Source organism: Aneurinibacillus migulanus (genome assembly GCF_001274715.1).
GTDB lineage: Bacteria > Bacillota > Bacilli > Aneurinibacillales > Aneurinibacillaceae > Aneurinibacillus > Aneurinibacillus migulanus.
Window position 1 is genome coordinate 147667 of record NZ_LGUG01000002.1, and the last position, 22829, is coordinate 170495.

The following is a 22829-nucleotide window of genomic DNA, read 5'->3' on the forward strand; positions in this document are numbered from 1 at the left end:
TCAAGTAAGCCTTGCGAATTAAAAAGAACGAAACGGCCGCTATGGCAGGGAAAGTATACATCACTTTACAACAATAAATTGATATATACTTTTCTAACCGTAAAAAAACATGGAGAAGAAAGTCGCCTTTCTCTCCATGTTTTATATATCTACTGCAAATTAGTACTTTTTAGTTGCGATTTCTTCAAGAATCATTTCCACGACTTCATCGACCGGTTTAGCACCCAGATCGCCTTCACCGCGGCGTCTTACGGACAATGCGCCATCTTCCATCTCTTTATCACCGATAACGAGCATGAACGGCACCTTATTCATTTGCGCCTCACGGATTTTGTAGCCGATTTTTTCATTGCGGCTATCTACCTCGACACGGATGCCCTTCTCCAGCATCTTCTCTTTAACTTCTTCCGCATAACGTTTGTGCGGTTCCGCAATCGTAATCAACTTTGCCTGTACAGGTGCAAGCCATGTTGGGAATGCACCCGCGAAGTGCTCTGTCAGAATGCCGATGAAGCGGTCAATCGATCCGTAGATGGCGCGATGAATAACAACAGGGCGATGCTTCTGATTGTCCTCGCCAATATATGTCAGATCGAACTTCTCAGGAAATTGGAAGTCCAATTGGATCGTCGCACACTGATGGCTTCGCTTAATAGCATCTCGAATGTGGAAATCGATTTTCGGACCGTAGAAAGCACCGTCGCCTTCATTAATATGATATGGAACACCTAAACCGTCCAGCACATTTTGCAAGGATTTTTCTGCTGTCTCCCACAATTCGTCGCTTCCCATCGAATCTTCTGGACGTGTTGACAACTCAATACTGTAATCAAAACCGAATACACCATAGATTTTATCAACAAGGTCGATTATGTTCTTAATCTCAGATTCTATTTGGTCCGGACGAACAAACAAGTGCGCATCATCCTGAGTGAACGTACGTACACGAATCATACCATTCAATGCGCCGGAGAATTCATGACGGTGCACTTGTCCGAATTCCGACATGCGGATTGGCAGATCACGGTATGAATGAATTTTATTCTTGTAGACCAGCATATGTCCCGGGCAGTTCATCGGTTTAAGCGCGAACTTCGTATTATCTACTTCGGTGAAATACATATTCTCATGATAATGATCCCAGTGGCCGGACTGTTCCCATAGACGCTGATTCATCATAAGCGGTGTGCGTACTTCTTCATAGCCACGTTGTACATGCAAGCTGCGCTCATACGCTTCCAGCTCATTGCGGATGATCATGCCTTGCGGAAGATAGAATGGCATCCCCGGCGCTTCTTCTGAGAACATGAAGAGTTCAAGCTCTTTGCCTAATTTACGATGATCGCGTTTTTTTGCTTCCTCAAGGAAGTGCAGGTACTCATCCAGATCGGATTTTTTGGCCCAGCATGTTCCATAAATGCGCTGCAGCATTTGGCGATCAGAATCGCCACGCCAGTATGCACCGGCCACGCTCATCAGTTTGAACGCTTTAATCTTACCTGTGGACGGGACATGAGGTCCACGGCAGAGATCGAAGAATTCACCTTGATGATACATGCTGATTTCTTCGCCTTCTGGTAATTCAGAGATAAGCTCTGTTTTCAGGTGATCATTAAGTTTCTCATAAATCGCTAAGGCTTCTTCACGGGAGACGACTTTACGTTCGATCGGCAAGTTTTCTTTGACGATTTTCTGCATTTCTTTCTCAATTTGCTCAAGCATCTCTGGTGTGATAGTCACATCCGTATCAATATCATAATAGAAGCCGTCCTGAATAACCGGACCGATTCCTAAACGTACGTTAGCATCGCCAATAATACGCTTAATCGCTTGTGCCATTAAGTGTGCACAGCTATGACGCATAACTTCCAGCGCTTCCTGGCTGTCTTCTGTTAGAATTTCCAGCAAAGCGTCATGTGGAATAACCGCTTTGATATCGACGATTTTACCGTCCACTTTACCAGCAATCGCTTTTTTCTTCAGGCTTGGGCTAATGGAAGCCGCAACATCCTCAACCGTTACGCCTGATTCATATTCACGCTTAGAACCGTCCGGCAATGTAACTTGCAGTACTGACATAATGATAACTTCCTCCTTCAGATAAGAAAAACTCGCGGGCGTTGCCGCTTGTCCTTTTTTGCCCGCCGCGCCACGCGCTCCACAGGGAATAAAGAAAACTTGGCTGGTGCCAAGCTATGGCGCAGGCAACCGCCTTAGTTGCCCTTATGCAGCTCTGCTGTGCAAGCAACGTTTGGCAACACCTCGCAAGTTTTTCAAAAGATACAATTAGAAGAAAGTAGAAGTTGCTTTCTTTCTTTACAGCGACATCTACTTTCTTATCCATAAATAAAAAAAACACGTTCAGTCCCCCCAAGGGACGAGCGTGTTATTCTCGTGGTACCACCCTAATTCGACACCGCAAAACCAGCAGGAAATGCTGTGTCCTCATCATTCGATAACGGAAACCGTGTTCCGGCCTTCCATACTAGCGCATATGCACGTTCCGGTCAGCAGCTCAAGGTGGTAGTCGGCAACCACGTGTTAGGAAGCTCGCAGCCTAAGTCTCCCCTCTCTGAAAAACCGTATGGTTGGGACCATGTCCTTATCATCGCTATTAGGTATGGTGCTGTTGATTTGATTATAGTAATCCATAAAATGAAAGTCAAGTATCAGGTCTAACATGTATAGGAAATCAAGGGTGTTGATTATCCAGTACGCTCCAGAGTAAATAGCCGCCACATCGTGCCCCAAACGGGCGTCGGTTCGTCTCCCGCACCCGAAAAACCCGGATGTTTTGCCGATCCGGCCTTGGCGCCACAAAGCGGCCGTATCTCTTCCTTATGAGAAAAAGACGAGGGAACACGCCGACGGGTGCATCTTATCCCTTCCAATCTATGGATAATCAACAGGTGTGATAGGAAACGAAAAGTCTGTACAGATAGTTATTCTATCGGCAAAAACCCGCTCCAATGTCGCAATCGGCCCGCTGCTGGGCCAGCGGGTGTATATTATTATTCGTTCCGGTGAGAATGCGGCTAACGCTGCGATAATTGCTGCTTCTTCATCTATATAGGCAGACTCCACTTCTGTCGGCAAATGTATAGGGACGGATGGAACAAGCCTTTCCCATGCTTCATTATAGTAAGTAAACTCAAAACGAGACGTATGGACAAGCCTGAGCAGACCAGTATGGTACGGAAGCGCAAAGAAGAAAGCCTGTAGGCGTTGTAGAAGTGCCTCGTGCTCTTCTTCCGCTATATATTGTTCAATGCTTACATCCACACTCTCACATAATTCTTCTATGTACTCTCTCAGGCGAAAACGAAAAAAACCATCCAGCTGGAGGACATGGTGATTTTCCAGATAAGCTATAACTTCTTGTTCAACCCGATGTTTGTTATATGCCTTCCTGTCTTCACCCTCTTCGCATCTATTCCGAATATGCTCCGATATATAGCGAAAGAGCCTAGCTTTTCCTACTGTTCTGTTATAGCAGCGATGATGTGCGATGCGTCTGAATATCCATTCTTCTTCCTTGGCAGAAACATATATCCGAACGGCATTCGCTAACGCCGACATCCATGCTTCATGCACCAGAATCGTGTGTTCTTCCTTCGGCCAACCCTGGCAATGAAAATGCCTGTACCGTCTATCCTCGTCTTCCTGTATGCAAAACTGCAGCACAGAACACGCTTTTTCCATCTCGTCGTATAACGACGAGCGAAACTGTGGCAAAAATCTTTCATCAGTATAGGGGAAGGATAGCTGTACCCGACGCATCTCTACACCTTCTTTCCGAACTCTTTTTTAAACTATATGCCCGGAAAGAAAAAGTATTTCTTTTTCAAACGAATTTCTTTAAATAAAAAAGATGGGAAAAATTTAGAAAATGGTATTGATAACGCTTACAAAAGCGTTTATAATAAAAACAACCCCCTTAAATGGGTTGACACCTCCTGGAATTGAATTAATCTCTCCACTCCTACCTTAGATCCATTGATACAGTCAATGGATCATTTTTTTTGCTTTGTTGTTACTTGTTTCGCCAAATTTGGCTACATTATAAGAAAAAATTTTTTTTGTCTGCAAAAGGAGCATGTATGATTCGCGTGGCCTCTCTTTACCAGCGTTTTATTTTTTATTTGTTTATTCTTAACATCGCTGACTGGTACTTCACTAGTTATGGTATTCAAAACAACTATGTCGAAGAAGCCAATCCACTGCTTTCTTCGATATTTATGACAAATCCGCTTCTTGTTTTATTTTGCAAATGCATAGGGCCACTTATATTGTTCGTTCTGATGCCCTATTGCCGGAGCGGTTGGGTCCAACATGCGCTTTTGTTTACCGTATGCCTGTATATTATGGTTAATGTATACCATCTACTCTTCTTCTTCCTTTTCACGTTGTGAGTCCCATAAAGTGCTTCATCTCCCGAAAATAGTGGTAATTATTCATACCGGCATGATTACCAGGATATTCATGACCTCTTGACTGTCATGAATCCCCAGACAGGAGATGAGTATAATGAGACGAGAATTCTGGCTTACAATTTCGTTATTAATCAGCCTTTTGCTTTCTCCGGCTACGACACATGCTACCGTGCTGCAAAGTTATACTGTTCAACCTGGAGATACACTGTATAGCATCGCTATAGAGAATGAAACAACTGTCTCTCAACTTCTCCATCTGAACCCTGATATTAGAGATGCTAATGACCTTGTTGCGGGACAGCATATCCACCTTCAGGAAATACTGGCAGAAGATATCGCCCTTAATACAGTTCAAACAGCGGAAGCTCTCATCGGCAAAACTTCCTTCACCGATACTTCATTTCTGTACAACATCCTAAAACAAAACGGCATACATGTTCAAACATTGGACCGCCAAACCTTGCTTACTAAAGGAACGTTCATAGAAAAGTCAGAACTGAAACCAGGCGATATTGTCTTCTATAGCGTAAAAAAACACCCGTCCTTCGTCTCTCATGCTGCTCTTTATGCGGGAGAGGGCAAGATTATTCATGCAGTGGACGGCTATGTACGTATGGACATCATGGATTTGGCAGATAAGAGCTACGAGACCGCCCGCCGTGTTATCGAATAATATCCCCAAAGCAATAGCCGATATAGTAAAATGTTTCTCTGCTCAAAAAAGTCAACTGACTACGGATACCTGTATATCTTGATGTTGTCGTGGGAGAAGGCTCGGCCTGTATCCCCAGATCCCGGGCCATTCTTACTGCGCGCTTCATATGCAGGGGATCACTCACAATAAGAAAAGTTTGCAGCTTATGTTCCTTGGCAACCCGCTTCGCGTACACCAGATTCTCTTCAGTAACACGCGACTGCTCCTCCGTCAGAATCGCATCAACTGGAACGCCTTGATCCAGCGCGTATCTCCGCGCAACAGTCGATTCCGGTAGCGCGTTCGGTCTTCCACTTCCCCCTGTAAAGATAATGTATTTTACTTTTCCTTGTTTATAAAGGGCAATAGCATGACGAATCCGTTCGCGAAACACTGGAGAAGGCCGCTCATTCCATACAGCCGCACCCAGCACAATAGCGGCATCTGCTGTCTGCATATCCTCACTTTTCTTACCATAGAAGTAAATACTAGCCGCTGTATATATAACTACGCCAATTACTAGTAGTAAAGGTGCCAGTATCCATAAAGTAATCCGTTTTCTGTTTCTCATACTTTCTTTCGTTCCTTTCCTGTAACAAAAAACGCCCGTCCTTCCGTACATACGGAAATAGAGAGGCGTGTTCGGCCATTGGGCGTAGGCCTTATAGCGGTATGTTTTTATGACGCTTTTGTTCTTTATCAGCGATATATCCGATGACTTTACCTTTGATATATTCCGTTGGTAACGCTCCAAATTGCTTGCTATCATAAGCGTTGACCCAATCGTCGTCTACGACGAATACATGTCCCTGAGGAACAATGATTTCCCTCATGTTAACCTTGCATTGTTTTTTCATTTTCATTATATGTGCTTCGTTCTTATCCCGCTCTCTTCGTTTGTGAACATCTACATATTGCTTCAAACTCATTCCTTTATGCTGAAACTTGCCGTAAAACGTGTCAAGCACCTTGCCGTTAATGTATAGCTGCCCTTCTTTAATCCGAACGCGTTCATCCCCGAATGCAACAATCCGAGACAAACTATAGCCGCGCACACTTCCTGGAACGACATGGTAGACGATGTCTCCCCTGGACATGTCCTTATCTCCATAATTAAGATCGAGCACAATGTCCCTACGATAAAATACACGGCACTTCTGATTCGCATATGGCCGCCAGTTCTCCATGTCATTGTAGGCATATTGTCTGATTATCGTCTTACCTGCAATGTTTCCTGGCATAATCGCTTGTGGCTTCGGACTGGTATGCCAATCCATCATCACTTCCTCGTCCTTGCTAAACGAGCAGGCAGATATGGCCAACAGCAGCACATAGACCATTAATAATGCTCCAAACTTCTTCACGGTTCTCTCCCTACCCTACTCTATTCTCTATACTCTAAGACGAATTCTATACGAATTTGTTTCAGATCCTGCATGATTATTTTTTGATTTCTTTTTCCAGCTTCCGTTGTAATAAAGGCTCTGTTATCGTTTGTTGTTGATTTTCTTATTCAAAGGAGAAAGCGAACATTGGAAGATGTTATACACAATCTCTCCCAATCAAAAGGTGAAGGATTATGAGGGAAAGGATATTATGTCAAATGTTGAGTCCATTCGACTTAAATATAAGGGAAATATAAAAGCACTGAGTGATGTACATAAGTATAGAATCGGTTTAACGGGTGCAGGTACAGACATGGTATTCGATAGGATAACGGATAAACGATTTAAAGACACTGGAGAAATATACGTTGAAAACCATGCTTCGACAAGTATAAATAAAAACGAAAACATTACAGGATGGGTTTTATTAGATTTGAATAAAGAAGGTGGAACGGGAGAAGGGATTGATTTGAAACCTGAGTGAGTAAAAGGGATTACATTTGTTGAACTAGCAGGAATCTTATTCTGATTACAAGTGCTACCCCGATTGGACAAAGTTAGTGCAAATGTAAAATTCAATTCACTGGCACAAACAAAATAGGTTGCATTATAGTCTTCCTCATCAAGACAGACTGCATATGTAAAATCAATTCCCTTATTTTTAAGCATTTCTTTTTCTTGTACAGATGCTAATCTAAATTTAGGATAGGAGAGATAAATCGGACACGAAATAAACGAAACACCATTAAAATTTACTTCCACCTCATGATAGTAAGATAAATCAAAGCTACCAATCATTCTAAGCGACTCGCCTTTATATTCATCCAAGTACCAATCTGATATGTTGGTCTTATCTAATCTTTCCTGTAAATCTTTTATTTTCTCCTCCAATATTCATCACAACCATTTACATATTCGTATCCCTATAGTCCTCTTTCACCCATACACCATTGCCTATCTCAACATATGCAGGCAAATCCATGTTATTTATGCCGAGAATAATTAGTGCTTTTTTTGAAATTTCCCTTACACTCTCCCACTCTGCTTTATCTAGATCATCATTATCAAAGCAGTCATGCATATCAAGTTCGTCTATTCCTTCTCTTACAGAGTTAATTGCATTCAAAACATCATGGTTTAATTTACCCTGCATTTTTTCTTCATACAACCTCGAATAAAGCAAAAAATCTTCAATTAAGTCACATGAAATACACCCTGGTGAATTATATTGTATTTGTTTATCTTTTGTTAGAGACAATGCAAATAAAGCATACATAAACTCTTTTTTAATACAATCTGTTTCAGCCAAGACATTCACCTACCTTCATTCTGATAAACTACACTTTGATATATAAATAATTATACTATTTATTGTAATATTCACGAAAATATTTCCTAATAAAAAAGTATCACCTAAAATATAGCTCAATTTGAGGAAAAAAAACGCTTATCCATGATATCTCACCTCCGAAGTGAAATATAAGATAAGCGTTGTTACTCCCCGTAATAAACTGTGTAAATACACCATTTAGTGTAATGAAATTACATTGAATTAGTTCTGCATCACAAAATCCGTCTCCATCGTATCCCCTTCTTGGAAAACACGCAGGATTTCGTATTTCGTATTGCGCTGTGCCGGAATTTTGCCTGCTTCACGAATCAATTCAAGAATATGGTTCGTGTTGACTTTGTACGTACAAGCCGCTGCTGATACGACATTCTCTTCCATCATCGTTGACCCGAAATCATTACAGCCATACTGGAGTGACAGCTTACCTACTTCCGGTCCCATGGTTACCCAGGAAGATTGGAAGTTTGGAATATTATCAACCATCAATCGGGAAATGGCAACGTTCTGTAGGTATTGTTCTGGCGTCTGTTTCTCCGCCTTCATATTCGTATTCTCCGGCTGGAATGTCCAGGAGATAAACGCCAGGAAGCCAGGGCCGCCTACTGCTTTCATCTCATCCTGCGCTTCGCGAACACGCAGCATATGGAGCACGCGTTCCTCCATCGCTTCGCCAAAGCCGATAACCATCGTCGCCGTCGTAGACATGCCGATACGATTCGCCTGTTTCATGACATCGATCCACTGCTGCCACGAACCTTTAAGGCGGCTAATCTTTCTGCGGGTACGATCATCAAGAATTTCTGCTCCGGCACCCGGAAGCGAATCGAGCCCCGCTTCATGAAGCAGACGAATCGTTTCTTCCACAGGCTTATTCGACACTTCCGCGATTTTTACGATTTCGGCCACGGACAGCGAATGCATCTGAATCGATGGAAAACGCTGCTTAATGCCACGCAGCAGATTCGTGTAATACTCCAGAGGCAGGTTCGGATTGGTACCGCCCTGCATCAGAATCTCTGTTCCCTGCACATCAACGGTTTCCTGGATTTTTTTATAAACTTCTTCATCCGGTAGTACATACCCTTCCTTTGAACCCGGCGCGCGGTAGAACGCACAGAAACGGCAGTACGTATCACATATATTCGTATAGTTAATATTGCGTCCGATTACAAATGTCGTAATCGGCTCCGGATGCCACTTCTCCATGACCTTATTGGCATAATGGCCTATCTTTTCTATTTCATTGCTCTCATACAAACGGAGGCCGTCTTCTAGCCCCAACCGTTCGCCAGCCAATGCCCGTTCCAATATTTGGTCAATCGTCACGGTGTATCCCTCCAAACGTTACATTCACTCTTCCATCGTAACACAAAGCCCCCTGCTTGCCTACCGCGCAGGGGGTGTGTGAATTTCTATTCTGTAAAGCCAATTTCTTCATACACTTCCGGCTGCCAATGAATAACACAACGATCGAGCGGCAGATTAATCTCCCGCATCCCGTTCGGCTTACCATTAAAATAAATAATTTCTGACAGGATGACACGCGTATCTTTAATCTGTACTTCACCCTGTAGACGCTGTACTGTTTGATCCATCCCATAAAACACAACTTCCCCAGTCCCCAACGTTTTCATTTCTTTTCCCCCCATCCATCTTCTTATTTACTGTTCTGAGATGTCTCAATAAATGCTTTAATTTCTTCCGGCGAGAAGCGGGAGAGTATGTCCTGTTTGATTTTCTGCTTGTCTTCCGCTGTCAGACCATCCGAAACCATAGAGCGATATTCATTCATCTCGGAAACAGAAAAACGCTTCATGGCATAGCGCATCGCTTCGCTGTTGTCCTTAAATTGAATGGTTGGCTCTGCACCTTTATCTTTTTGTTCTTCTTTACCACTGTTCTCTTTCTTATCACCTGAGGTAGCGGAAGCTCCGGTCGCTTTACTAATTTCAGCCTGTATGTCCGGATCTTCCACCGCTTTTTCTAGCTTGGCCTGAAGATCTTTATCTTCTAGCATTTTTTTTACGGCCGGGTCCTTCATCACTTCATCGGCCACTTTCTTCATCGTCTTGTCCGCTGCATAATCGAATGCTACCTTAGCGCCGATACCTAGCAGAACAAGAAGAGAGAGGCCTATCAGTATCCATTTTTTCATGCTTATGTCACCCTGCCCTCCTCATCGATTTGCATTACTGAATCCGACGATTATTGCCGTTTACTTCATATGCTTTTGTGTAATAACGAATACGCTCCATAATTCGCATCGCCTTCAACTGTTCGACTCCAGCCTTCTGTGAATAGGCCAGATGGTCCTGCAACTGTTCATACGTATAATTTGATGTATACAGTACAGGCAGATTCTCGCTCACTCGGTACTGAAGAATCGCTCCGAGCACTTCATCACGCGCCCATGGTGACAGCGTCTCTGCTCCGATGTCGTCGAGAATAAGCACTGGTACTTCTTTGAGCACAGCGATCTTCTCTTGTACGGTGTTGTCTCCGAGCGCGTCTTTAATTTCCCTGAAAAAGTCGGGCGTATAGACCATCAACGAAGCAATTCCCCGCTCCGCCAGCTTTTTGGCGGCTGCTCCCATTAAATAGCTCTTTCCAACGCCGAACGGGCCGTAGAAATACAAGCCTTTCGCGCCTGGTGTACCCGGCTCGACGCGCTGGCAGAATTCCAGCACCGCTTCTATTGCATCAATTCGCTCATCATCCGCATCCAAATCAGCAAACGACGCACCTACAATTTCTTTTGGAATATAATGTGTCCGAATAAGCTTGGCGCGTTCTTTTTGTTGACGGTCCAACAAATACAAGCGACAAGGCGTATGCCTTACCTCAATGGATGTACCAGTCCAGTCCATTGTTGCCTTATGTCCTTGCAACAGATTTGGACAGGCTTCCAGACCTGGACAATGACGGCAATGCTCTGCCTCATCAAGTGTTTGTTTAACCCGTGACAACGATTGAGCGATATGGGCTACAGTAATCTCTGGATGCTCCCGACGCAGCTCGACGACTTCGGGATTTTGGGCCATATCATTGACAATCTGGTCAAACGAGTATTTGCCGTTTATTTTATATGAGGCCAACAATTTGTTCATCCGCTGCATCCTCCTCTCTCCCCCTCTCTATTGCTTGTTTTCTCCCATTGCTTTCAAAAGGGCTTTCACGCGCTGACGCTTTTTCTCATGTTCAGAATCGGACACCGGCTGCCCACTTCCCTGTTCTGCCGGGGCCGCCTTCTGCTCCTGCAACTTACGCTGACGTTCGAGCTGTTGAAGAATCAGCGGTGGAATTTCGTCCTTCTTCTTGCTTCTTCCACCAGATATACCACGCGCCGTAGTTTTTTTCTCATCAGGCGCCTTTTTATCGAAGAAAAGCGTTTTGCCGTTCTTGCGCTCCATGTAGAACTGTCGTGCCTGCCGCTTTGCTTCCTGTACCGTTTGAATATTGTGCCGTTTCCAGTGGCCCGCTATTTTGTAAATGACGTCTTTCGGGAGCTGTCTGTCATATGCGAGCATGACATACTCCAGCAGCACATTCACTACACCTGGAGGCAGCTGATACTGTTCAAGCAATTCTTCTACGATTTTCTGATCAGCCGGGGCAATTTTGCCTCCCCGTTGATAATATTCCATCAACTGCAACGGGGATAACGAGGCCAGCAGTCGTGCATGATTCTCCGCCTCGGATAGCAGATGCTCCTGCTCTTTCACTTCCGTATCCGATTGAAATACGATTTCTTCCTTGGCTACAATCTTTGGAACCCTGCCATTCTCCTGTCCGTACCAATCTTTTATCCTGCGACGTAAAGTGGTTAAATCAATTGTATCTTCCGGAATAACGACGGGTTCCTGAAGAAGGCGCGCCATCATCTCACTATCAATCCCATACGTGAACGCAAGATTATCGAGCTCTATTTTCACTTCTTTCGTAAATAGCTCCTGCCTCTTCACCATTTTTGGAAGCGATGCTTCCAAAAACTCGAAATCCAACCGGGACTCCGAGTAATTGCGTGCCTCATTCACGTTCGGATTAAAAGATGGAAGCGGGCTCTCTTCTTCCGTCTCCTGAAGAAACTGATATGTCTCTGTACCTTTTACTACCTTCATTTCGCTTGGAGAAAGGTGATAAAATACTTCATCGAATGCTTTCGTAATTCGGGTCCGTTCCGCTGTGTCCGGTATACGTCCTGCATCTGCCGCAGAAAAGCGCCGTCTGAGCTTTCGGTAAAACTCCTTACCGACACGATTAAGCAGCATAATGCTTAGTGTATCGTCACGGAAAAACACATCCGGAGAATGAGGGGGCTGCAGCACGTATTCAAACGTGCGCTCCCCCCCTTCATCAATCTGGTATACTTCCAGCAGCCCGATGGCTTCCAATTGATGCCTCGCCTTGAGAATGACGTCCAGTGGCGCCGCCATCGTCACCATCAGCCCATAATGAAGTCCTTGTACCGGCGAAAAGCTTGCCAGCGACAAATTATGAAACAACGTCTGATAAAGCCCAATTGGCAACGCACCCACCAACGGTTGATATAAATGTATTACGTATCCGATTTCTGCATTGCTGATAGGTCGCCTTACACGAATAAGGTAGGGATCATTGGGGACGGTTTCCTGCCATCTCACCCGTATATCACTCCCTGTATGTCAGTCTTTCTCATATATTATATCATCGAATTCCTTATACTTCACAATCCTGTGCCATCTGTTCCAGTGCCTCTACACAGGCAGCAAGACGCTCCAATACTTCTTGTTTCTGGGCAGAAGATAAAGCCTGCGACTGTAAGATATTTTGCACTTCTAAAGAGGCTAACTTTACATTCTCCAGGGCATGCGCTAGCCCACTCGGCAGTTCTGATTGCTCCTTCTCTGCTAGAACATGAGCAGTTACTTCTATCGCCTCGCCGTAGGTTACTGTCTCAAACCGATACGGAACATGCGCATCCAGCCCGAGTGTCTCATTCACGATTTTCGCGAAGTGAAGCGATACGTCTTCTTCACCATGCACAATAAAAACCTTCTTGGGCTGACGGACAAAGCCAGCAAGCCATTCCAAGAGCCCCGCCTGGTCAGCATGCGCAGAGAATCCTTCAATATTATGAATCTGGGCTGATACTTTAATATCTTCGCCGAAAATCCGTACTCGCTTCGCCCCGTCAACTATGCGACGTCCCAGCGTACCTTGGGCCTGATACCCAACAAATACGATATGCGATTTCGGCCTCCAAAGATGATGCTTTAAATGGTGCTTAATGCGTCCAGCTTCGCACATGCCGCTTGATGAAATGATGATTGTACCGCTAACTACTCGATTCAGACGCTGTGACTCCTCCACTGACTCCACGAACTGCAGCCCAGGAAAAGAGAGCGGATCCACTCCTTGCCGTAAATACTGCTGGCTCTCTTCGTCAAATACTTCTTGATTACGGCGAAATATCCGCGTCGCTTCTATAGCGAGCGGATTGTCAACAAATACTGGCAGCGGAGCAATTTTTCCCTTGTGCAAAAGCTCGGACAATTCATAAATAATCTCTTGCGTACGACCAACTGAAAAGGACGGGATAATTATATTACCACCCTGCTCTTGGATAGTACGAACAATCCCACCAAGAATTTCACTTCGATCCACCCGTTCACCGTGCAACCGATCGCCGTATGTTGACTCGATGAACACATAATCCGCCTCATCGATAAAAGCCGGGTCCTTCACAATGGCCTGCCGTTTGCTTCCCAAATCTCCGGAGAACACTAGTTTGCACGTACCGCTCTCCTCCGACTCCTTCACCCACATCTCGACAATGGCTGAACCAAGTATATGTCCAGCATCACGCATACGAATGGTTATCCCCGGTACAACCTCTGTATATTCATCATACGGTATACCTTTGAAGTGGGACAAGCAGCGCCTTGCATCCTCTTCCGTATACAACGGCTTTATCTCGGGTCGTCCCCGGCGGCGGCGTTTTCGATTATACCATTCAGCTTCCGCTTCCTGAATATGCCCGCTATCCGGAAGCATGATGGAACAAAGCTCCGCCGTAGAATGTGTAGCGATAATCGATCCTGCGAACCCTTGTTTACATAGCTTCGGTATAAGCCCACTATGATCAATATGGGCATGCGTTAGTACAACCGCCGCAATCTTGACTGGATCAAAGGGAAAATCTTGTTCATTCCATTGATCGAGCTCTTTATTACCTTGAAACATTCCACAATCAATCAAAATTTGATGCCTACCAGTATCCAGCACATAGCAAGATCCTGTTACCGTTCTCGCTCCCCCTATAAATTGTATCTTCACTTCCGTCCGCCTTCCCTTATCCGCTTCATACGTCGATGCTATTCTTTCTTTTTGCTGTTATGGATTAAATCTTCCAATTCTTTGACAAACACATTAATATCTTTGAACTGCCGATATACGGACGCAAAGCGAACATACGCCACTTCATCGACGTTATATAACGCATTCATCACTAATTCGCCGACATCCTTGCTTTGAACCTCAGATTGGCCATTGTTGCGTAACTCACGCTCAATTTGATCTACGATCATTTCCAACGTATCCAGCGGTACAGGCCGCTTTTCACAAGCACGGATAATACCACGTAGAATTTTCTCACGACTGAATTCTTCACGGGTCCCATCTTTTTTCACTACCAGCAACGGCGTCTCTTCCACCATCTCGAACGTGGTAAATCGCCTGCCGCATTGCTCACATTCCCGGCGGCGTCGAATAGACTTACTATCATTTACCGGACGTGAATCGAGTACCCGCGTTCCATTATGTGCACAATATGGACAACGCATCTCATCAACCCCACTCCATTGCGTACTTTTCCCTAGTTTGTCCCAGAAAAGAGCCAACGTCAAGAGCTAAAAAATGAAGAGCCTCATCTTCCCATTCATTCGCATATGTACATAGCTGGTAAATATCATACCTGATGAAAAAAACGGGACAATCCGTTTTTACGGACTGCCCCATCTTTTTATACGATAAGCGTTAGACGCTTACACAGTTACTTCCACTTTTTTTTTCGTATGTGTAGCAGCGGATACGTGTTTCGCCAGGTCAAGTACTCGGCAAGAGTAGCCCCATTCGTTATCATACCAAGCAAGCACCTTCACCTGCTTCTCACCCATCACCATCGTTGACAATGCATCTACGATAGAGGAGTTTTCATCCCCATTGAAATCAGAAGATACAAGCGGTTCTTCAGTGAAGCCAAGAATGCCTTGCATGCGGCCTTCACTTGCTTCGCGAAGTACACGGTTCACCTCTTCTACCGTCACGCTTTTCTTCACATTCACAACTAGGTCTACAACAGATACATTCGGTGTTGGAACGCGAAGTGAGAAACCGTTCAACTTACCTTGCAGTTGTGGGAGAACACGTCCAACCGCACGGGCTGCACCAGTTGTAGTCGGAATAATCGCCTGTGCACATGCACGCGCTCGGCGCAAATCTTTGTGCGGGTTATCCAGATTCTTCTGGTCGTTCGTATAAGAATGCACCGTTGTCATCATACCGTACTCGATGCCGAACGCTTCATCCAATACCTTGGCTACTGGAGCCAGGCAGTTCGTCGTGCAAGATGCATTTGAGATGATATTATGTGCTTCATAATCGTATGCGTCATCGTTTACACCCATTACGATCGTTACGTCATCGTCTTTTCCCGGTGCCGTAATAACTACCTTCTTTGCACCAGCTTTAATATGTTTACCCGCACCTTCTTTGTCGCGGAATTTTCCTGTCGCTTCGATAACAATTTCTACATCCAGTTCCTTCCAAGGAAGGTTAGCTGGATCACGGTCGGAAACCACTCTGGTTTCTTTTCCATTTACAATAATAACGTTATCTTTCGTTTCAATTTTATCGGAAATGTTTCCATGGATTGTGTCATACTTAATAAGATGAGCCAGCGTCTCAACGGGATAGCTAGCGTTGATTGCTACTACTTCAACCTCCGGATCATTCATCGCTTTACGGAATACCATCCGTCCGATACGTCCAAATCCATTAATGGCAATACGTGTCGTCATTAATATGTTCTCCTCCCCGGATATGTTCCATACTATTACATACCCTCATTATAATAAGTATGACACTTTTTTCAATAGACTAGCGCAAATTTATTATTTTCAGACTATTTTACCCTATTAACAGTACTGTCTATGCTATTAAGAAAAGCTTGTAAGCATTGCCGCTCATCCTTTTTCCACTACATAAAAAAGGATGGCCGCCGCCATCCTTTTACTTTAGAGAACTAAATTCATCAGCATAAATTTTCTCGTACCGATGCTTGTAATATAATGCTCGCTGTACATAATGACGCGTTTCTCCAAACGGGATTTTGGAAAGATGCTCCTCTGTTCCGTCCCATGTACCTTGCTGAATCCATTTCTTAACATTACCCGGTCCGGCGTTATACGCGGCGATAACCGCATATGGATTATCATTAAACATTTCGTACAAGAAGGAAACATACCATGTTCCAAGCAATATGTTCGTATCCGGCTCATCCAAGTATTCGGTTGCCATCGGTGAGATTTTGGTCTTCTGTACCGCCCACTCCGCCGTCGTCGGCATCATCTGCATGAGCCCGATCGCACCCTTTTTAGAAATACGACGTTTATCAAATTTTGATTCGATTTGAATAATCGCCATAATTAGATACGGATCCACATTATACTGCTTGGACGATTTGCGTATTTCTTCTTTATAATATATCGGGTACATCGCTTTCCACGTAACAGGCGCATCCAGCAGCAGAAAAACTACCAACAAGCAAAGAAAAAATATCGTGTTTCTGCGACTTAAGCGTTTCATCCCCAACTCCTTATCCGTACAGTTTCATGTATTCGTGCGCCCCTTTATTTCAAATTCAACAGTCTCCCTACCAATTCATCCACTTGCTGTTCCGTCTCTGTAAGCGTACCGCTGTTGTCAATAACATAATCCGCACGGAGACGCTTATCTTCTATAGACATCTGAGAAGCGATACGCCGCTGTGCTTCTTCCTCATCAAACCCGTTCCTCTTCATCAAACGCTCCAATTGCTGGTTAACCGTACAGTATACGACAACAACTTTCTCCACCATATACTCAAGCTTTGACTCATATAACAAGGGAATATCGAGCACAATTAGCGCAATGCCTTCTTCCTGCGCCTCTTTTGTCAATTGGCGCATACGCCCTCGTACAGCAGGGTGAACAATCGCATTTAAATCCAGACGAGCTTGCTCGTCCGAAAAAACGAGGGAGCCCAGCTTTACCCGGTCCAATTCATCATTGGCCAGCAAGATGTCTCGTCCAAAACGTTCGACAACAAGAGACCAGGCTTCTTCACCTGGCCGAACAACCTCACGTGCAATAATGTCCGCATCAATAATACGGGCATCGCGCTCTGCAAGCATCCGCGATACCGTGCTTTTTCCGCAAGCGATGCCGCCCGTCAGTCCAATGATCATATCCTCCTCAACTCTCTCTCACATCATTTTGAAAAAGCCGCATAAAATCAGGAGAATTCCCGGAAGATATGTCATTCGCTTCAACCAGCCTGCTTCCGAATACATAAATCCGAGCTTTAATCCCGATAAGATAAATAAACAACTCACGCTTCCAATAACTAACGCGGTTACCCACGGCTCATAACCAATGAGTGCAGCACCGATACCGGCACCGAATGCATCCAGAGAAAGAGCCATTCCTAGAAACATCGCTTCCATTCCAGAAATCGTACCAGAACGATCCATATCTGCTTCAGTAGGGCGCTTAAGAATCTGTACGACAAGACCAAGCGCTTTAATTTCAAATGCTACAAGCGACTTTGGCTCCCCATCCAGCTGCTTGTGCTTCGTCTCTTCTTCCTCCGCCTCCTGTGGCTTTGCATTGTATATGGCCCATAAGCCGATAGCAATTAAAATCGTGCCTCCCACGTATTGGGTAGCGACAGGTGACAAAAAATACGCCAGCCACTTGCCGATATACATCGAGACAAGAATCACCAGCGCCGAACACGCAGTTATAATAATAACGGAACGCGCAGGAATCTTAATGCGGCGCATACCGTATGTGACGCCGACCCCGAATCCGTCTAGACTCACCGCAAAGGCCAACGCCAGTAGCGAAAAAATATGCAGCACCCCGTTCTCCTCCTTCTCTATCTCGCCCTTCTTTTGCCAACTTATTCATAGGCGCTTGGTACAGTATATGAGAGGAAAAGAAAGGGGTGCCTTCTCAACTACGTACAGAGAACACGCACATACCTTTCACCTATAGAAATTCGTTTATCCCACCTTAACGAGGCTGACAGGATGGACAAATATGCGTGCCTCGCCCGCCAACGACAAACTTCTCGATTGGCGTGCCGCATGCGACACAAGGTTCACCTGTACGGCCATATGCCTTCAATGTATGCTGAAATTGTCCCTCTTGTCCCTGCCCATCGACATACGATTTAATAGAGGAGCCCCCCAACGAAATCGACTCGCTCAAAATCTGTACAATGCTAACATGAAGCGTCTGCCATTGCTCATCCGTCAACTCGTCCGGCACCCTCTCCGGATGAATACCCGCCTGAAACAACGCCTCATCTACATAAATATTCCCGAGCCCGACGATTATTTCCTGATTTAACAACAATGGCTTAATTTTGCTTTTGCGCCCCTTCACTCTTTCCTTTAGCAGCTCCGCTGTAAACGCCTTATCCAGCGGCTCAGGACCAAGCTTATGTAATGGCGGTCCCGCCATTTCCTGGCCTCTGGCAAACAAATGCATCGTTCCGAAAGTCCGAACATCTTTATAACGAAGCTCTGTGGCATCAGTAAACTGAAAAATAACATGGGTGTGTTTCTCCACATCGTCTCCTTCTTGATAGAGACCATAACGTCCCTCCATCCTCAGATGGGACACCATCACAAAATCATCAAGGTAGAACAGTAAAAACTTACCGCGCCGGCCGACATCCCGAATCGTTTGTCCCTTCATCAGCTCGATGAACAGCATAGCATCATCCGGCGCTTTAATTAATCTTGGTAGGCTCACGATCACATCAGCGATTGTCTTTCCCGTGACCAGCTTATTCAGCGTGCGCCTAACCGTTTCCACTTCTGGCAATTCCGGCATGCAGACTCTCTCCTTCTCATGTTGTGTTACTTCGCTTCATACCAGCTCTTGCCGTAATTTACATCGACTTTTAATGGTACATCAAGCGGTAAAGCATTCTCCATTACATCCGGTACAAGCTTGCACATTTTCTCAAGCTCATGCTCCGGTACTTCAAAAATCAATTCATCGTGCACCTGGAGCAGCATTCGGCTTTCCAGCCTCTCCTCTTCCATTCGCTGCGCCATGCTGACCATCGCCAGCTTGATAATATCTGCGGCCGTTCCCTGGATAGGCGTGTTCATTGCAGTACGTTCAGCGAAGCTGCGTAGATTGAAGTTGCGGCTGTTGATGTCCGGCAGGTAGCGACGGCGTTTTAGCATGGTCGTGACATAGCCGTTTTTCTTTGCTTCCGCAATACTGCTATCCATATACTGTCTGACGCCTTCGTAAACAGAGAAGTAACGTTCAATAAATTCAGCCGCTTTCTTCCGGGTAATATTCAGATTCTGGGAAAGTCCGTAATCGCTAATACCGTACACAATACCAAAGTTTACGGCTTTAGCCTGACGGCGCATCAGCGAAGTAACTTCATCTTCATCCACTCCGAATACATCCATCGCTGTACGCGTATGAACATCCATATCCCGACGGAATGCATCAAGCAGGTTCTCATCTTGGGAAATATGTGCAAGAATGCGCAACTCGATTTGCGAATAATCAGCTGCCAGTATGAACCAGTCTGCCTCAGATGGGACAAAAGCCTGACGAATTCTACGTCCTTCCTCCAGACGAATCGGGATGTTCTGCAGGTTCGGCTCGGTGCTGCTCAAACGACCGGTCGCCGTCACCGCTTGATTAAAAGAAGTGTGAATTTTGCCTGTCTCTTCACGGATTTCCTTTTTCAATCCTTCAATATATGTTGACTGTAGCTTGCCCAGTTGGCGGAACTCTAAAATGAGCGGCACAATTTCATGAGCCTGCTCCAGCTTCTCCAATACATCAGCGCTCGTTGAATAACCCGTCTTCGTTTTTTTAACGACCGGAAGTTGCAGCTTGTCGAACAAAATCTCACCCAATTGCTTCGGCGAGTTGATATTGAATTCAACCCCTGCCAGACTATGAATCCTTGCAGTGAGTGACTCCAGCTTTTCGGTAAGTTCCGCGCCCATCTCATCCAAGCGTTCTCGGTCAACTCGTACGCCCTTCGTCTCCATAGCACCCAGCACCGTCGCAAGCGGCAGTTCCAAATCATACAGAAGCTCATACAGGCCTTCTTCTTTTAGAGTTGTATCCATTTTGTCATGCAAGCGATAAATCATATCCGCCTTACGCACGATATGTGCTCCGAGAACAGACACGTCTGGAATCGATCGTTTCGCTCCCTTGCCATACACCGCATCATCAGAAATGAGGTGCATGCTATATCGCTCCGCTACATCACAGAGACGGTGATTCGTTTCGGAAGGATTACTGAGATAAGACGCCAGCAGTACATCAAAGCAGATGCCTTCCAGCTCAATGTTCTTCCATGCAAGCGCGACCTGACTACGTTTCGCGTCATAAACCCACTTCTGCTGTTCCGGGTCTGCCAGCCACTCAGACAGTGCCGGCCAGCCTATTTGATCAAACGGTATATACAAACGCGTAGAGCCGCTTACTAGGCCGATGGCATGAATGGGAGCCCCATGATAATTCTCCGCGTCTACCTCGACCATGACCGCCATCGGAGACGTAAGCTTGTCCGTCCAGTCATCGCGATTCTCCTCCGTAATTATCACGAATTCGATGTCTTCATCCGTTTGTTCAGCCACAGAGCTTGCTTCTGCTGCATCAAGTCCGAGACGATCCAGCAGAGATTTGAACGCAAACCGCTCCAATACTGGTATAATTTTTTCTTTTGTATACGGCTGGTACACCGTATCTTCGAGCGTAACTTCTACCGGTGCATCACGCAGAATGGTAGCCAGCTCTTTGCTCATTCTGGCATCGTCGGCGTGCGTTTCGATCTTCTCCTGTAGCTTCTTTCCTTTTACTTCGGATACGTGCTCCAGTACGCCCTCTACAGTTTTGAATTCATGCAGCAGCTTCAGGGCTGTTTTCTCACCAACACCCGGAATACCAGGAATATTATCCGATGTATCACCCATCAAACCTTTTAAATCGATGATCTGATCAGGTGTCAAATCATACTTGGCAGCGATCTCTGCAGGGGAATACAATTCCACTTCACTAATGCCTTTACGGGTCAGCGCCACCGTAGTTTTATCGGACACGAGCTGCAACATATCCTTATCTCCAGACACGATAAGCGTCGTAAATTCGTTCGTCTCCGCCTGTGCCGACAAGGTCCCGATAATGTCATCGGCCTCGAATCCTTTTAACTCATAGTGTTTAATATCAAACGCGTCAAGCAGCTCTTTAATCAATGGAAATTGCGATGACAGCTCTCCTGGTGTTTTCATACGTTTGCCTTTATAATCTTTATACTCTTCCGTGCGGAATGTTACTTTGCCCGCATCGAACGCTACTAGCAGATGTGTCGGCTTTTCCTCTTCAAGCATGCGTAAAAGCATGGTTGTGAATCCGTATACAGCATTCGTATATAAACCTTCATTCGTCGTTAGAAGGGGAAGCGCGTAAAAAGCACGGTTAGCAATACTATTACCGTCCAATATCATTAATTTCTTTTCCATTCACATTCCACGCCCTATCTTTCCCATAATAAATACATATACGCTTCCATCATACCATACAGCCGGACAGCATAACAAAGCACAGATCCCTATAAAAAATACGCATCATTCCTCTATATGCTTGGTTAACTTTCTGCAACAGCATACATAGAAAAAGATGCGTATTTACGTTACCTGTATTACCTTATACTTATATGTGCATGTCTAGCTTATTTCTGAATATTGAGGAATGGAATGGCGCCACCGGTCGTGCTCGGTAGTTTACCGTCCCACTTCTCAATTGCCTGCTGCTGTACTTCAACTTCACGCATTCTTACGAGTTCAGGCGTAACATTTTCTCTTTGCAAACGCAATGATTCAGCGGTAGCCTGTGCTTTCGTAATCGTTTGTTCTTTCTCAATCTTGATTCTCTCAAGATCAAGCTTGGATTTGAGTGCCTGTTGTTCTGCAATCTGTTTCTGCTCGATTGCACGGTTGAATTCGTCGCTAAACTTAAATTCCGTAATGTTGATCTCATCGAGCATCATATTGTACGTACTCAGCTTTTTAGAAAGAAGCTCTTTTACCTGCAGGCTGACTTCAGAACGCTTGGAGATTAATTGTTCGGCAGTATAACGTGCCACTACCGCCTTTAAAGATTCTCCGATCGCCGGATCAACAATTCTTCCTTTATAGTCCATACCAACAGTTTGATAAAGCTTATTGACACTAGACGGGTCCATATGGAAGTTAACCGCCATATTCGTTGTTACAACCTGCAGATCCTTAGATGCTGCTGATGCGCTACTCTCCGCCTTTTGGACCCTTACCTCTACCTGTACAATATCCTGGATAAACGGAATTTTAAAATGCATCCCCTCTCCTAATACTGTAGGCTTGACCGCACCAAGCTGTACGATGATGCCCCGATGACCGGCCTGCACAACCGTCAGTGATTCAAATGCAAGAATAACAAGAATGATAACAGGAATAACGAACTTGAGAATTTTCCCCATGCTCATATTCGGTCCGCTCATCTTTACAACCTTTTCTCCCATGTTGTTTCCCCCTTTTGTAATCTTCTTGCTAAGTAATACGGATTAGAACGTAAAAAAGTTTCCTTTTTTCATTATTGTAAAAATGCGGTTTTTTCTTTACCATTAACACATG

General features: G+C 45.0%; 25 protein-coding genes. 4 read left to right on the forward strand and 21 right to left on the reverse strand.

Translation table 11 applies throughout. The annotated features are described in order from the left end of the window. Window positions 1-159 precede the first annotated feature (159 nt). Both thrS and AF333_RS00770 read right to left on the reverse strand, forming a co-directional pair. Window positions 160-2079: a threonine--tRNA ligase gene (thrS, locus tag AF333_RS00765; RefSeq protein ID WP_043063821.1), complete on the reverse strand. Its 1920-nt coding sequence runs from the start codon at window positions 2077-2079 to the stop codon at window positions 160-162. Next, complete coding sequence (locus AF333_RS00770) at window positions 2042-2359, reverse strand: hypothetical protein (protein WP_043063820.1); 318 nt, start codon at window positions 2357-2359, stop codon at window positions 2042-2044. The genes thrS and AF333_RS00770 overlap by 38 nt, the downstream gene beginning before the upstream one ends. Window positions 2360-2439: 80 nt before the next feature. On the opposite strand from AF333_RS00770, the gene AF333_RS32530 reads away from it, so the two are divergent. After that, window positions 2440-2679: a hypothetical protein gene (locus tag AF333_RS32530; protein WP_043063819.1), complete on the forward strand. Its 240-nt coding sequence runs from the start codon at window positions 2440-2442 to the stop codon at window positions 2677-2679. Between the two features lie 26 nt (window positions 2680-2705). Here the strand turns inward: AF333_RS32530 and AF333_RS34435 are convergent, their stop codons facing one another. Next, window positions 2706-2906 carry a hypothetical protein gene (locus AF333_RS34435; RefSeq protein WP_235495901.1) on the reverse strand — a complete coding sequence of 67 codons (201 nt, stop codon included), beginning with the start codon at window positions 2904-2906 and terminating at the stop codon, window positions 2706-2708. Continuing rightward, window positions 2893-3780 (reverse strand): sporulation protein YtxC, encoded by an 888-nt coding sequence (gene ytxC / locus AF333_RS00780; RefSeq protein WP_043063818.1) that lies wholly within the window; start codon window positions 3778-3780, stop codon window positions 2893-2895. The genes AF333_RS34435 and ytxC overlap by 14 nt, the downstream gene beginning before the upstream one ends. Window positions 3781-4100: 320 nt before the next feature. Here ytxC and AF333_RS37270 point away from each other — a divergent pair, with 320 nt between their 5' ends. Together AF333_RS37270 and AF333_RS00785 are read left to right on the forward strand one after the other, a co-directional pair. After that, window positions 4101-4412 (forward strand): DUF5658 family protein, encoded by a 312-nt coding sequence (locus AF333_RS37270; protein WP_407638627.1) that lies wholly within the window; start codon window positions 4101-4103, stop codon window positions 4410-4412. Window positions 4413-4527: 115 nt separating this feature from the next. Then, window positions 4528-5106 carry a C40 family peptidase gene (locus tag AF333_RS00785; RefSeq protein ID WP_052811694.1) on the forward strand — a complete coding sequence of 193 codons (579 nt, stop codon included), beginning with the start codon at window positions 4528-4530 and terminating at the stop codon, window positions 5104-5106. Here the strand turns inward: AF333_RS00785 and AF333_RS00790 are convergent. Together AF333_RS00790 and lepB are read right to left on the reverse strand one after the other, a co-directional pair. Beyond that, window positions 5096-5698, reverse strand: a complete 603-nt coding sequence (locus AF333_RS00790) for a YdcF family protein (protein ID WP_043063817.1) — start codon at window positions 5696-5698, stop codon at window positions 5096-5098. The genes AF333_RS00785 and AF333_RS00790 overlap by 11 nt on opposite strands. Window positions 5699-5789: 91 nt before the next feature. Further along, window positions 5790-6491: a signal peptidase I gene (lepB, locus tag AF333_RS00795; protein WP_043063816.1), complete on the reverse strand. Its 702-nt coding sequence runs from the start codon at window positions 6489-6491 to the stop codon at window positions 5790-5792. 232 nt (window positions 6492-6723) lie between these two features. Between lepB and AF333_RS00800 the strand changes: the two genes are divergently transcribed. After that, window positions 6724-6996 carry a hypothetical protein gene (locus AF333_RS00800; RefSeq protein WP_139188887.1) on the forward strand — a complete coding sequence of 91 codons (273 nt, stop codon included), beginning with the start codon at window positions 6724-6726 and terminating at the stop codon, window positions 6994-6996. A 423-nt stretch (window positions 6997-7419) separates the two neighbouring features. Here the strand turns inward: AF333_RS00800 and AF333_RS00805 are convergent, their stop codons facing one another. The 15 genes from AF333_RS00805 to AF333_RS00875 all read right to left on the reverse strand — a co-directional run bounded on the left by AF333_RS00805 (window position 7420) and on the right by AF333_RS00875 (window position 22717). Beyond that, window positions 7420-7821 (reverse strand): hypothetical protein, encoded by a 402-nt coding sequence (locus AF333_RS00805; RefSeq protein ID WP_043063814.1) that lies wholly within the window; start codon window positions 7819-7821, stop codon window positions 7420-7422. A gap of 243 nt (window positions 7822-8064) precedes the next feature. Continuing rightward, the gene (gene mqnC / locus AF333_RS00810; RefSeq protein WP_043063813.1) at window positions 8065-9189 is read right to left on the reverse strand and encodes a cyclic dehypoxanthinyl futalosine synthase; all 1125 of its coding nucleotides are present in this window, start codon (window positions 9187-9189) and stop codon (window positions 8065-8067) included. Window positions 9190-9275: 86 nt separating this feature from the next. Then, window positions 9276-9497, reverse strand: coding sequence for a hypothetical protein (locus AF333_RS00815; RefSeq protein ID WP_021622302.1), 222 nt, complete (start codon window positions 9495-9497; stop codon window positions 9276-9278). 23 nt (window positions 9498-9520) lie between these two features. Further along, entirely contained in the window at window positions 9521-10018 is a 498-nt protein-coding gene (locus AF333_RS00820; protein ID WP_043063812.1) for a hypothetical protein, read from the reverse strand. Between the two features lie 34 nt (window positions 10019-10052). After that, a complete protein-coding gene (dnaI, locus tag AF333_RS00825; protein ID WP_158502278.1) occupies window positions 10053-10970 on the reverse strand; it encodes a primosomal protein DnaI in 918 nt (305 codons plus the stop codon). 27 nt (window positions 10971-10997) lie between these two features. Beyond that, window positions 10998-12503 carry a replication initiation and membrane attachment family protein gene (locus AF333_RS00830; protein ID WP_043063810.1) on the reverse strand — a complete coding sequence of 502 codons (1506 nt, stop codon included), beginning with the start codon at window positions 12501-12503 and terminating at the stop codon, window positions 10998-11000. 55 nt (window positions 12504-12558) lie between these two features. Next, window positions 12559-14178 (reverse strand): MBL fold metallo-hydrolase RNA specificity domain-containing protein, encoded by a 1620-nt coding sequence (locus AF333_RS00835; RefSeq protein ID WP_043063809.1) that lies wholly within the window; start codon window positions 14176-14178, stop codon window positions 12559-12561. A gap of 38 nt (window positions 14179-14216) precedes the next feature. Beyond that, complete coding sequence (gene nrdR / locus AF333_RS00840) at window positions 14217-14684, reverse strand: transcriptional regulator NrdR (protein WP_043063808.1); 468 nt, start codon at window positions 14682-14684, stop codon at window positions 14217-14219. 201 nt (window positions 14685-14885) lie between these two features. Then, the gene (locus AF333_RS00845; protein ID WP_043063807.1) at window positions 14886-15920 is read right to left on the reverse strand and encodes a glyceraldehyde-3-phosphate dehydrogenase; all 1035 of its coding nucleotides are present in this window, start codon (window positions 15918-15920) and stop codon (window positions 14886-14888) included. A 211-nt stretch (window positions 15921-16131) separates the two neighbouring features. Further along, window positions 16132-16707 carry a lytic transglycosylase domain-containing protein gene (locus AF333_RS00850; RefSeq protein WP_043063806.1) on the reverse strand — a complete coding sequence of 192 codons (576 nt, stop codon included), beginning with the start codon at window positions 16705-16707 and terminating at the stop codon, window positions 16132-16134. Between the two features lie 44 nt (window positions 16708-16751). Next, complete coding sequence (gene coaE / locus AF333_RS00855) at window positions 16752-17348, reverse strand: dephospho-CoA kinase (RefSeq protein ID WP_043063805.1); 597 nt, start codon at window positions 17346-17348, stop codon at window positions 16752-16754. An 18-nt stretch (window positions 17349-17366) separates the two neighbouring features. Further along, window positions 17367-18068 (reverse strand): sporulation membrane protein YtaF, encoded by a 702-nt coding sequence (gene ytaF, locus AF333_RS00860; RefSeq protein ID WP_321167148.1) that lies wholly within the window; start codon window positions 18066-18068, stop codon window positions 17367-17369. 109 nt (window positions 18069-18177) lie between these two features. Continuing rightward, a complete protein-coding gene (mutM, locus tag AF333_RS00865) occupies window positions 18178-19005 on the reverse strand; it encodes a DNA-formamidopyrimidine glycosylase (protein WP_043063803.1) in 828 nt (275 codons plus the stop codon). Window positions 19006-19031: 26 nt separating this feature from the next. Then, window positions 19032-21680, reverse strand: coding sequence for a DNA polymerase I (polA, locus tag AF333_RS00870; protein ID WP_043063802.1), 2649 nt, complete (start codon window positions 21678-21680; stop codon window positions 19032-19034). 209 nt (window positions 21681-21889) lie between these two features. After that, window positions 21890-22717: a prohibitin family protein gene (locus tag AF333_RS00875; protein ID WP_043063801.1), complete on the reverse strand. Its 828-nt coding sequence runs from the start codon at window positions 22715-22717 to the stop codon at window positions 21890-21892. Between the last annotated feature and the right edge of the window lie 112 nt (window positions 22718-22829).